At 43.0% G+C, this 11,844-nt stretch carries 12 protein-coding genes; 7 read left to right on the forward strand and 5 right to left on the reverse strand.

The features are described 5' to 3' along the window. Positions 1 to 27: 27 nt before the first annotated feature. Positions 28 to 915, reverse strand: coding sequence for a LysR family transcriptional regulator (locus QMG11_RS12900; RefSeq protein ID WP_281836484.1), 888 nt, complete (start codon positions 913 to 915; stop codon positions 28 to 30). Positions 916 to 1,031: 116 nt separating this feature from the next. On the opposite strand from QMG11_RS12900, the gene QMG11_RS12905 reads away from it, so the two are divergent. The 5 genes from QMG11_RS12905 (at position 1,032) to QMG11_RS12925 (ending at position 6,388) form a co-directional block, all read left to right on the forward strand. Continuing rightward, positions 1,032 to 2,087, forward strand: coding sequence for a YeiH family protein (locus QMG11_RS12905; protein ID WP_281836486.1), 1,056 nt, complete (start codon positions 1,032 to 1,034; stop codon positions 2,085 to 2,087). 105 nt (positions 2,088 to 2,192) lie between these two features. Continuing rightward, the gene (locus QMG11_RS12910) at positions 2,193 to 3,416 is read left to right on the forward strand and encodes a sensor histidine kinase (protein ID WP_281836488.1); all 1,224 of its coding nucleotides are present in this window, start codon (positions 2,193 to 2,195) and stop codon (positions 3,414 to 3,416) included. 13 nt (positions 3,417 to 3,429) lie between these two features. Beyond that, positions 3,430 to 4,290, forward strand: a complete 861-nt coding sequence (locus QMG11_RS12915; RefSeq protein ID WP_281836489.1) for a response regulator — start codon at positions 3,430 to 3,432, stop codon at positions 4,288 to 4,290. A gap of 253 nt (positions 4,291 to 4,543) precedes the next feature. Continuing rightward, on the forward strand, positions 4,544 to 5,740 hold the full coding sequence (gene gltS, locus QMG11_RS12920) for a sodium/glutamate symporter (protein WP_281836491.1): 1,197 nt from the start codon (positions 4,544 to 4,546) through the stop codon (positions 5,738 to 5,740). 99 nt (positions 5,741 to 5,839) lie between these two features. Continuing rightward, positions 5,840 to 6,388 carry an OmpH/Skp family outer membrane protein gene (locus QMG11_RS12925; protein WP_281836493.1) on the forward strand — a complete coding sequence of 183 codons (549 nt, stop codon included), beginning with the start codon at positions 5,840 to 5,842 and terminating at the stop codon, positions 6,386 to 6,388. Positions 6,389 to 6,439: 51 nt separating this feature from the next. On the opposite strand, the gene QMG11_RS12930 is transcribed toward QMG11_RS12925, so the two are convergent. From QMG11_RS12930 to QMG11_RS12940, 3 genes are read right to left on the reverse strand one after another with little or no spacing between them, the layout of a single operon-like run. After that, positions 6,440 to 7,207, reverse strand: a complete 768-nt coding sequence (locus QMG11_RS12930; protein WP_281836495.1) for an aminotransferase class IV — start codon at positions 7,205 to 7,207, stop codon at positions 6,440 to 6,442. Position 7,208: 1 nt separating this feature from the next. Then, the gene (gene pabB / locus QMG11_RS12935; protein WP_281836497.1) at positions 7,209 to 8,573 is read right to left on the reverse strand and encodes an aminodeoxychorismate synthase component I; all 1,365 of its coding nucleotides are present in this window, start codon (positions 8,571 to 8,573) and stop codon (positions 7,209 to 7,211) included. Continuing rightward, entirely contained in the window at positions 8,557 to 9,150 is a 594-nt protein-coding gene (locus tag QMG11_RS12940) for an anthranilate synthase component II (RefSeq protein WP_281836498.1), read from the reverse strand. The genes pabB and QMG11_RS12940 overlap by 17 nt, the downstream gene beginning before the upstream one ends. A gap of 173 nt (positions 9,151 to 9,323) precedes the next feature. On the opposite strand from QMG11_RS12940, the gene QMG11_RS12945 reads away from it, so the two are divergent. After that, entirely contained in the window at positions 9,324 to 10,031 is a 708-nt protein-coding gene (locus QMG11_RS12945) for a metallophosphoesterase (protein ID WP_281836499.1), read from the forward strand. A 69-nt stretch (positions 10,032 to 10,100) separates the two neighbouring features. Here QMG11_RS12945 and QMG11_RS12950 read toward each other — a convergent pair whose 3' ends face one another. Next, complete coding sequence (locus QMG11_RS12950) at positions 10,101 to 11,030, reverse strand: NAD(P)-dependent oxidoreductase (protein WP_281836500.1); 930 nt, start codon at positions 11,028 to 11,030, stop codon at positions 10,101 to 10,103. A gap of 189 nt (positions 11,031 to 11,219) precedes the next feature. On the opposite strand from QMG11_RS12950, the gene msrA reads away from it, so the two are divergent. Continuing rightward, entirely contained in the window at positions 11,220 to 11,801 is a 582-nt protein-coding gene (gene msrA / locus QMG11_RS12955) for a peptide-methionine (S)-S-oxide reductase MsrA (protein ID WP_281836501.1), read from the forward strand. Positions 11,802 to 11,844: the final 43 nt, after the last annotated feature.

Genomic DNA, 11,844 nt, shown 5'->3' on the forward strand with positions numbered 1-11,844 from the left:
TCCCTTTCTAAACTATAAAAAGGAGCTCTACTGAGCTCCTTTTTTTTCTATATAACTTCCGGAAAACTCCAGGAATGCCTCTATAAGCCCTGAAAACTCCTTATCCTTATGGTAGATAAGGTTCAGATCCCTCTTTATCTCTATCCCCTCTACTTCACTTATCCTAAGCTCTCCTCTGGCTACCTCATCCCTTATTGACATAGCTGAAACGCAGGCTACCCCTATTCCCTTTTTTACTGCCCGCTTTATAGCTTCTGTACTTCCAAAGACAAAGGTATCCCTTCGCCTCTCCTTTCCCATAAAGTTCTCATAGACCTCCCTGCTTCCGCTTCCCTTCTCTCTTAGGATGAGGGTGTTGCGGTTTATCTCCTCTTTATCTATCTGCTCTCCCCACTTACTTTCAGGCGAAGAGATAAATACCATCTTGTCATCCCACATCTTTCTCTTCTCTATCTCCTCCTCATATACAGGCCCCTCTACAAAGGCTATGTCCACATGGTTTTTCAGAAGCTCCGTTGAGATTATGTGGGTATTATCTATAAAAAGATCTATATCCACATGGGGGTGCTTCCTCTTAAAGTCCGCTACTATATCTGGAAGAAGATAAGTTCCTATTGTTGTGCTGGCCCCCACCTTTATACTTCCCTTCTTCAGCTCCCTCATATCTCTTATTACTTCCTGGGATTCCCTGTAGAGGTTTAACATCCTGAGAGCATACCCCTTAAATACCCTTCCCTCCTCTGTGAGGTATAGTTTCCTTCCTATCCTCTGAAAGAGCTTTACCTCCATGTCATCCTCCAGCTCCTTTATAACCTGGCTTATAGATGGCTGGCTTATATAGAGCTCCTTAGCTGCCACTGTCATACTGAGCTTTTCAGCTACTGTATAGTATATCTCCAATTTTCTTAAGGTCATAATACGCCTCCAATATATAGGTGATAACCTATTATAATTATAAAATATTAGTATTTAACTTATTATAACTTATACCTTAAAATATATCTATAATAAATTTAAGGAGGAATTAAGATATGAAGATGAAAAAAATAATTCCGGGATTCATTATGTGTTCCCTGATTGCCTATATAGGAACTGTACTTGGAGGATACTTCCCTAAGTTTGGAGGAGCCAGCTTTGCCATAATCCTGGGAATAGTAGTTGGAAACACTCTGGCTAAGAGTGAGATATTTGCTGAGGGGTCTGCATTCTCAGAATCAAACCTTCTCTCCTACTCAATAGTTCTACTTGGAGGTACCCTGAGCATATGGAATGTATTAAATGTAGGAGTAAAAGGGCTCTCCTTTATAGTTATTCAGATGTGTATCACCATTGCAGCTGCCCTATACATAGGAAGAAAGATGAACTTTACAAAAAAGTTTACCTACCTTATGGGAAGTGGTAATGCTGTATGCGGTTCATCAGCCATTGCTGCTGTGGCTCCGGTGGTAAAACCCGAAAGAAACGATCTGGGTATCTCCATCACCATAGTAAACCTTGTGGGTACCCTTCTTATGTTTCTTCTTCCCATTATCTCAAGAGTAATTTTCCATGGGGATACTACCATGACATCAGCTCTTATTGGGGGAATCCTTCAATCAGTAGGTCAGGTTATTGGTGCCGGTCAGCTTATGAACAATGAGATATTAGAGCTTTCAACCATCTTCAAGATCGTAAGAATAATCTTTATTGTAGGTGTTGTAGCGTACCTAGGAAGAAGGACCACCTCCGACAACCTGAGAGAGGTAGAGACCGTGAGAGAGGTAGAGACCGAGATAGAGGTAGAGACAAATGAGATCTCCCTCAAGGAAGCTCAGAGTAAAAAGACTAAAAAACTAAATATACCGTGGTATATTAAGGGATTCTTTATCTTTACTTTCATGAATACTGTAGGACTCTTCCCTGAAAGTGTATCCCATACCTTCCACCTTATAAGTTCTAAGTTTGAGATTATAGCCCTTGCAGGTATCGGTATGAGGGTTAAGCTGTCAACACTGTTTAGTCAGGGACCAAAGGCCATCAAATATGGTCTCGCTATAGGTGTGGTTCAGGTAGTGGCCGCTGTCTCCCTCATCGAGCTTATCTACTAGAGATTCTAGGCTGAAACTTAGGTTTCAGCTTTTTTTATTGCTAAATGTTTTTTTTGCAGTTATAATGACTAATTATAGAACTAAATCAACAAAGCAGGTGATAGATTGAAGAAAAAATTTAAACTTCCCATATACCTAATAAGTATACTTATATTCAGTGAGTTATTTTTTTACCCTGTGAATATCCGAACCAGAGTTTCCATAGGGATCGTTGTTCTTCACTTCATCCTTCTAGTAGAGGGGGGAGGGTTCTACAAGAAGTTGATTCCCCTATCGGCACTGGCCATCTTCACAGAAAGGATACTCTACTACAGGCTCTTTGGACACCTTTCCTTTGGGGAAGCCTTTACGGAGGGATACCCTATACTGTTTTACTATATGGTCTACCTCTCTGTAACAGCCCTCTCAAAGTTCCAGAATAGGGGGCTCTCTCAGAAGATTATACTTCTTTTTGCAGCTGATACCCTTTCCAATACTATGGAGCTAAGCTTAAGGGGAGAGATAACTCCTCAAAATATAAAGTATATCCTCCTGGTGTCCCTCACAAGGGTGGTGGCAGCATTTATAATCTACCTCATCTATAAGTATAGGATGATGATTATGGCCGATGACCTTCATCAGAAAAAATATATCTCCCTGAACCTTCTGGTTTCATCCCTAGAGGCGGAGTTATTCTATCTGAAGAAGTCCACTGTGGATATCGAGGACGTTATGCAGAGAGCCCATAAGCTCTACCTGGATTCCAATGAAACTGCAAGGGTCAAGGAGGAGGCTTTGGAGATTGCAAGAGATGTACACGAGATAAAGAAGGATTATATGAGGATAATCAGTGGTATGGAAAGAAACCTGTCAAACTTCAAGAGGGAGAATTCCCTCCCCCTGTCCAAATTGTGTGAGATTATCTCTGCCAACACAAGAAGCTATATAGAGTCAGTTGGAAAGGAGATCGACTTCAGTATGGTAAATAAACTGGATACATCTGTAAGGGATTATCACAAGCTATTTATCATAATCAACAACCTGGTTATAAATGCCATTGAGGCTCTGGGTAAAAAGGGATGGGTAGAGGTGAGGTTTAGGGCCGATGAAAGATCTCTCTTTGTAGAGGTGGAAGATAATGGAAGGGGAATCTCTGAAAAAAATATTCCTCTCCTATTTAAGGCCGGCTTTACAACAAAGTACAATAAGGAAACTGGGGAGATGAATACGGGGCTGGGGCTCTCCCATGTGGAAAATATCCTGGAAACAATAGACGGAAATATTAAAGTAGAAAGTATTCTTACCAAGGGAACCAAGTTTATCGTAACTATTCCCCTGGAGAGTTTATAGATAGGAGTGTTTTATGAAAAAGTTTTACCTGATAGATGACGATGACAGTATAAGAATGATGCTTGCCAATATAATAGAGGAAGAAAACATTGGTATTGTAGTGGGAGAAGCTGAGGATGGCCTAGAGGGAGTTAAGAAGTGGAGCTTCTACAACCCCGACATTATTATTGTGGACTACCTCATGCCCAACCTGGATGGTTCCAGGACCATGGAGAAGATAGTTGCCCAAGGGTTCAAGGGGAAGTTCATCATGCTCTCCCATGTGGATGATCCCAAGATGAAGGGGAAGGCCTATGAGAGCGGAGCTATGTTCTACCTCTCAAAGCCTATAAACTATATAGAGGTTCAGAAGGTACTGGAAAATGCCTGTAAGACCATCGACCTAGAGAACTCCCTCTCCCTCATACAGAATACCCTTACGGGACTTACTTCTCTGGCTAAGGAAGCTCATAACCCCAGGGAAAACAGTATGCTCAGGGTAAATGAGCAGCTGGAAAAGATTATGACCGATCTGGGAGTAGTGGGGGAAGCTGGAAAGAAGGAGCTTAAGGAAGTGGTTATAAACATCCTAAACCTCAGGGGGAAAAAATATACCCTGAAGAATATCTATACCGAGGTTTCCACCAATATCAATGCCAGAAGTGTGGAGCAGAGGATCAGAAGGCTTATCCAGAAAGCACTGCAGCATATTGCAGAGAGGGGAGTAGATGATTACTATGATCCTATATTTACCGAATACAATAATACCCTCTTCGATATCACAGAGGTGAGAAAGGAGATGGATCTCAAATCTAAAAATTCCTCCAAGGGAGGAAAGGTAAGTGTGAAAAAATTCATAGAGGGATTGGTATCCATACTTGAACTTCATTTATAGAACTTAAAAGACCGTTTTGTTACAAAAAGACTATTTTTTGTAAAGAGTGGTCTTTTTTATTTCCACCTCCAATGGAGAAAACTCTTTATTTTACAATGTCCAATTACAAATCATCACTTTTATAAATACCTCCATAGATATTATATATACATTGCTTATGTAACTTGATGTAGTTTCCTGTAACATGGCCCCTATACTTTCCATATACAAATAGGTCATGTAAATATTATATTAAAAGGGTGTGATTTTAAAAATGGTTATTGAATTAAATTTACTACAGACACTGGCTCTGGCTGTTGTTCTGCTTATCGTTGGAAGAGTTCTCAAACAAAAAGTTAATATTCTTGAGAAGTTTTGTATTCCTGCTCCGGTAATTGGTGGGGTACTGTTTGCCTTCCTTACTCTGGCTGGATACGTTAGTGGGGCTTTCGAGCTAAATATGGATTTTGGACTTAAAACAGTCCTTATGGTGGCGTTCTTTACAACTGTTGGATTTACAGCTAGTTTAAAGCTTCTTAAGAAGGGTGGAATGCAGGTTGGAATCTTCCTTGTACTGGCTCTTATCCTTGTTGTACTTCAAAATGTTGTGGGAGTATCCCTTGCTAAGGTGTTTGGACTTAACCCGCTGATCGGTCTTGCTACAGGTTCTACACCTATGACTGGAGGACACGGTACATCTGGTGCATTCGCTCCTCTATTTGAGCAGGCTGGAGCTACTGGAGCTACAACTGTAGCCATGGCTGCTGCTACATTCGGTCTTATCTTTGGTTCTATGATCGGAGGACCTATCGGACAGACTCTTATCAAGAAAAACGGACTTATGGAAACCCTTGACGGTATCAGAGAGGTTGAGATGGAGGAAACTCAGGATATCCACGAGGTAAAGACTCTGGATGAGGACAGACTTACTTGGGCTGCATTCCAGATCATCATTGCAATGGGTGCAGGAACTCTTATTTCTAAGCTTCTTACCCTTACAGGTATGACATTCCCAGTATATATCGGAGCAATGTTTGCCGCTGCGATCATGAGAAACCTTGCTGATGCAAAGTTATTCGACTTAAAATCAAGAGAGATTGCTATCTTCGGAGATATCTCCCTTTCACTGTTCCTGTCGTTAGCTCTAATGGGGTTAAAGTTATGGCAGCTTGCTAGCCTTGCTGGACCTCTTGTAGTTATGCTTCTAGCTCAGGGACTTCTAATGGGAGCATTTGCATACTTCATTACATTTAACATTATGGGTAAGGACTACGAAGCTGCTGTAATGTCTTGCGGACACTGTGGATTCGGTATGGGAGCTACACCAAATGCTATGGCTAACATGGGTGCACTTTCTGAGAAGTATACCTTTGCACCGAGAGCATTCTTCATCCTTCCCCTAGTAGGAAGCCTCTTCATAGATTTTGCCAACGCAAGTGTAATCACTTTCTTTATGAATATGTTTGGCTAAAATCTCCTTTCAAATCAGGGAGCCCTAAGGGCTCCCTTTTATTATCTTGATTTTTTTACCTTTCTGTTCTATCATACTCATATTAAGGAGGGGATTCACTTGAAGAAAACATTATTACTATTAATTACGCTTTCTACCTTGACCTTTGGTGAGGTAATAAATACTCAGAACATTGCTGTGGTGGATATGGGGATGGTTCTGGAGCAATATACTAAGAGGGGAGAGCTAGAGGAGAAATTAGATACTCAAAAAAAGGAGTATGACGAAAAGCTCAACCTGCAAAAAGAAGCTATATTAAAGAAGGAGCTGGCGCTGGTACAAAAGGGAGAGAAACCTACCCAAGAGGAAGCAGAGCAGCTAAACAGCCTCAAGAGCACCATAGAGAAAAAGTACAGGGAGTTTGATACAAGCCTAAACAAGCTCTACAACGACTATATGTTTCAATTAAACAGCGATATCGTTACTGCCACTGTAGTTGTGGGAAGGGAGATGGGCTTCGATATTGTCTTCCACAAGGGAACTACCTTCTACGGAGGTACAGATATCACAGCTGAGGTCATCGAGTTTCTCAACAAGGGGGAGAAGATATCCCTCACAGATAGGGATATGAAGAGGATAAACAACGATTTAAAAAAATATAAAAATTAGAGGAGAGCACAGGCTCTCCTCTAATTCTATCTTCACCTTTTCTTTTATCTCTTAAATATTTCTACCTATTAGCTCATAGATGCTTCGGCTATTCTTTCTCTTCCCCTCTATCTCGGTCACAGGCATAAGCCCCATTAGGGAGTTAGTTACAAAGATCTCCTGGGCTCCCAGGACCTCCTCCAGGGAGTAGGATCCCTCCTCTACCTCAATTCCAAGGCCCCTCAGCCTCTCCATAATCTTTTCCCTCATTATCCCTTTAAGGATGCCACAGGAGGTATGGGGAGTCCTTACTACACCATCCCTTACAAAGAATATGTTGCTTATAGCCCCCTCACACACCTCTCCCTTGTAGTTCAGGTGAAGAACCTCATCATATCCCTCTATCCTTGCTTTCTTCAGGGAAAGAAGGTTATCTGTATAGCAGATGGACTTTATATAGGTCAGGGGCGAGGTAGGGTTCTTAAGAAGTTCTCCCACCCTTACCTTAAATCCCCTTCCATAGTCCTCCTGGGTATAGGGAACCCTTCTCTCATTTATCATGAAGTCATAGGTGTAGGCCTTCTTAGCCACACTTACCCTCATAGCATACCTTCCCTTGGAACTTCTCTCTATAAACTTATTTATATGCTTTTGAAAGGAGATATAGGACATATTGAAGTTGATATCCAGTACCTTAGCTCCCTCTACAAGCCTTTCAAAGTGCTCCTGAAGGTACTCTCCCTTCCCATCCTCCACAAGAATAGTCTCAAATACCCCCATTCCATACAGCTGCCCCTCTGAGAAGGGCTCCACTACAAACTTTCCATTTACATAGTTCAACTTACTTCCTCCAAGCCAGGGCTTCCTTTAAGGCCCTTCCCTTTAATACACTCTCCTCATACTCACTCTCTGGGTCTGAATCCCATACGATTCCTCCCCCTACCTGGAAGTATGCCATTTCATCTTTGCAGACAACCGTTCTTATAACGATATTCAGATCCAGGCTTCCGTCAAATCCTAGATAGCCAATGGAACCTGTATAGATATTACGGGAGGTAGGCTCCAGTTCATCTATTACCTCCATGGCTCTTATCTTGGGAGCTCCCGTTATGGATCCTCCTGGGAAGGTGGCCTTGAGAAGCTCTGCCAGCCCCACATCCTCCCTGATCTTAGATCTCACAGTGGATACCTGCTGAAACACCGTTGCATACTCCTCTATATGAAATAATTCGGTCACCTCTACACTTCCCACCTGGGATACCCTTCCCAGATCATTTCTTTCCAGATCCACGATCATAAGAAGCTCCGATCTGTCCTTCTCACTATTAATAAGAGTTTCCCTATTTCTTCTGTCCTCCTCAGGGGTTCCCCCCCTGGCTATGGTTCCCTTTATAGGTCTGGTTTCAAGGATGCCGTCCCTCAGGCTTATAAACCTCTCTGGAGAGCAGCTCACTATCTCTCCCTCACCGAAGTTCATATAGCTGGCAAAAGGCGCAGGATTTGTCTCTCTAAGCCTCTCATAGAGCTCCATGGGGCTCTTATTCAGCTCACACTGAAACCTCTGGGTAAAGTTTATCTGATAGATATCTCCGCTGTAGATATAGTCCTTTACCCTCTGGATGGAATCCAGGTAGTAGTCCTTGTTCATATTGCAGTGGAACTCCACATCCTTATCCGGATATACTTTATCTAAAGGAACTTCCTTTCCTTCAAGTTTAGCCTCCAGCCACTCTATTCTCTCTATAGGTTCTCCCTCTACTCCCAGAGCAGCAATATACTTCCTCCCCTCCATGTGATCCACAGCCACTATCCCGTCATAGAAACCGAAGAACATATCTGGTATATCTACATCGTCTACCACGGTATTGGGTAGCTTCTCCACATGGTGGCAGAGATCGTATCCCAGGTACCCCACTGCTCCCCCTATAAATGGAAGGTGGGTATCGTTGTCAAACTTATACTTATCCATGAGCTCCTGAAGAATATCCAGGGGATTTCCTGTTAACTCTCTTATATCTCCCCTCTCCTCTATGGTTATCATCTCTCCCTTGGCCTTCACCACAAGAAAGGGATCTGCCATTATAAAGGAGTACTTCCCCAGCCTCTCTGGGTCCTTCTGGCTCTCTAAGATATTGGGGTATCTCTCCCCCTGAAGCCTCTTTAATATTTCCAGTGCATCTAATTCAGTATTAATTTCCCTTAGCATCATTCCACTCCCTTGCCTCTATTAAGAAGTTGTTTAGCAGCTCCATTCCCTGCTCAGTGAGGATAGCCTCTGGGTGAAACTGTACTCCCTCTAGAAGGTAGTCTCTGTGTCTCAGTCCCATTATCTCCCCCTCCATGGTCTCAGCTGTTACTATAAGCTCCTCTGGAAGGGTTTCCCTCTCCACAACCAGGGAGTGGTACCTTGTTACCTTGAGAGGGTTATTGAGGCCCCTGAAAACCCCGGTATCGGTGTGCTTTATAGGGTGGACCTTTCCGTGTACCGGCTCCGCCGCCTTCACAACCTTCCCCCCAAATACCTGGGCCAGGGACTGATGCCCCAGACAGATCCCCAGGATGGGTATCTTCCCTGTAAACCTTCTTATCACTTCCAGACTTACCCCGGCATCATCTGGAGTACATGGTCCCGGTGAGATGACTATCATCTGAGGAGACATCTCCTCTATCTCATCCAATCCTATCTCATCATTTCTCTTTACCACTACCCTCTCATCTAATCCATTCAGGTATTGCACCAGATTATAGGTAAATGAGTCGTAGTTATCTATCATAAGTATCATTCCATCACCTGCTTTAATAAAAATATATATCCCCCTAATGATTATATGATTATAAATGCCTTATATCAATACCTTTTTCTTCCTTTCTCGTTGAAATTATCTCCTTTTTAAAGGGGGTTAATAATTTTTGAGCTATACTATAACTATCTAATCAATTAAACAGGCGGTGTGTTATGAAGATAGAGAGGTTAAATATGGAGGACTACAACAGGATATGGGTAACCAGCGATATCCACGGATACCACAACTTATTTTTAGAGCTTATAGACAGGATAAATTTAGATAGAGAGGACCTCCTCATAATAGCCGGGGACTCATGCGACAGGGGAGCCGATAGCTTTAAGATCTATGAGGAGATAGCAGAGCTCCAGAGGAGGGGACTCAATATAATACATACCTTTGGAAACCACGAGGACCTAATGGTGAAAGCTATAGAGGAGGGAAACATCTTTGCATGGTACAGAAATGGGGGCAGGGAGACCATCAGGTCCTACGATAACAACTACACGGAACTAGAGAGACACCTCTCCATCGTGAAGGAGATGCCCATTGCCGTGGATCTGGGAAGATACTTCATCGTTCACGGGGGGATAGATCCGGAAAAATCCATAGAGGAGCAGACCTCCTATGAGATGACCTGGATAAGGGATAAGTTCATCGACAACAAACTTCATAAAACAGATAAGGTTGTTGTCTATGGGCACACTCCCAACTTAGACGGAAGGATCCATTTTGTAAGCGGCCAGAAGATCTCCATCGACTGTGGGAGCTACTGCACAGGAGTAGTAGGGGCTATTGAGCTTAAGAGTATGAGGGAGGTCTACGTCTCTACCGACAAACTCAACCTCTTCATCAACCACCACTTCAGGTACAGAGATTAGACCTCTTCAAGAAGGTTTAACTAAAAAAGCAGAGGAAAGTTCCCTCTGCTTTTTTATCTTTAAGCTTATCTACCCTATATCTCTAGCTATAGCTTCCCTCAGCTTGTTAAAGGCATCCTCAAAGTATATCCACCTGTCCTCTATATTGTTGGTGGCTATATGGGGAGACATAACAATATTCTTCAGTTCATGGAAGGGATACTCCGAGGGCATTGCCTCCCCCTTATTCTTAGGATAGTTATACCACACCTCTATCCCCGCTCCCTTTATCCTTCCCTCCTTCAGTGCCTCATAGAGAGCCCTTTCATCTATAGTCCTTCCCCTTCCCACATTGATTATATATCCCTCAAACTCCCTCAGAACCTCCTCATCTATCATCCCCACTGTGCTCTTATTTAAAGGCAGGGACATAAAGAGAATATCCACATTTTTAGCAAGCTCCCTTAAATCTCCATAGTAGGTATCTATCCCAGGATACCTCTTTCCCCGGTCCAGGACAGCGAAGTTGGTGGTAAAGGGCTCTGTTAACCTCATAAACTCCTGGCCTATATGTCCTGCTCCCAGCATACCGATCCTCTTATTGTGGAGGCTCTCCCAGTGGTTTCTTACACCGCTTCTAGGCCCCCAGATCCCCTTCCTCATATCCACATCATATTCACATACCCTTCCCATTATCCCCAGCAGGAGACTGAGGCCCTTTTCGGCCACATACTTTGCCTTGGCATGACTCCCCTCTATCTCTATCCCTCTTTCTCTTATCTCCTCCACTGGAAACTCATTGAGTCCCGTATAGGGCACAAAGACACCCTTAAGTTTTTTGGCTTCCTCCAGCTCCTCCATGGTCATGTCCACTGCCACTATATACTCCGATTCCCTGTAATCCTTTGTCTCTCCCCTCTCAAAGACATTTATCTTAAGTTTGGGAAACTCCCTCTGAAGCTCCTCTACCTTCTCCTCTATATACCCAACCCTCTTCCACGTGTAGATACTCACTTCCATCTCATGACCTCCTAGATATTACTTCCTAGATATTACTTCTAAAAAACTTTCTGTTATTTTATCCCCTTATCCCTGCTTCTTTGATAGAGATTATACTCCACCTTTCCTGTAATTCTAAACCTATAAAAGGAAAATATTTAGAAGATATTAATCTTTCAGGGTTAATACTATAGTTAAGAGGTGATTTTTATGAAATATCTATATACTATTCTGCTCCTTACTTCCCTTCTTTCCACTCCTTCCTACTCCCAGGATATGAAGGAAGCCTACTTTGCAGGAGGATGCTTCTGGTGTATGGAAGCCCCCTTTGAGAGTGCTCCTGGAGTAGAGGCTGCTGTTTCTGGTTTTGCAGGGGGCGAAGAGGAGTTCCCTACCTATGAGGAGGTATCTTCTGGGAGCACAGGACACAGAGAAGCTGTGAGAGTTACCTATGACGCTGATATCATCTCCTACGAGGAGCTCCTGGAGATCTTCTGGAAACAGATCGACCCCACAGATAATGGAGGGCAGTTTGTAGACAGGGGATTTCACTATACTACAGCAATCTTCTATTCCTCCGATCTGGAGAGAGAAGCCGCAGAAAGGTCAAAGAACTATCACGAGGAGAGGGGGACCTTTGGGGATCCCATAGTTACACCTATCCTTCCTCTAACTACATTTTATAGGGCTGAGGAAGAGCACCAGGACTACTACAAGAACCATAAGCTTAAGTATAAGTACTACAGGAATCGTTCTGGAAGAGATGAATACCTAAAAAAAATCTGGGAGTAGCTCTCCTGGATTTTTTATTGGACTTTTATACCACTAACAACCA

This window comes from Propionigenium maris DSM 9537 (assembly GCF_027925155.1).
GTDB lineage: Bacteria > Fusobacteriota > Fusobacteriia > Fusobacteriales > Fusobacteriaceae > Propionigenium > Propionigenium maris.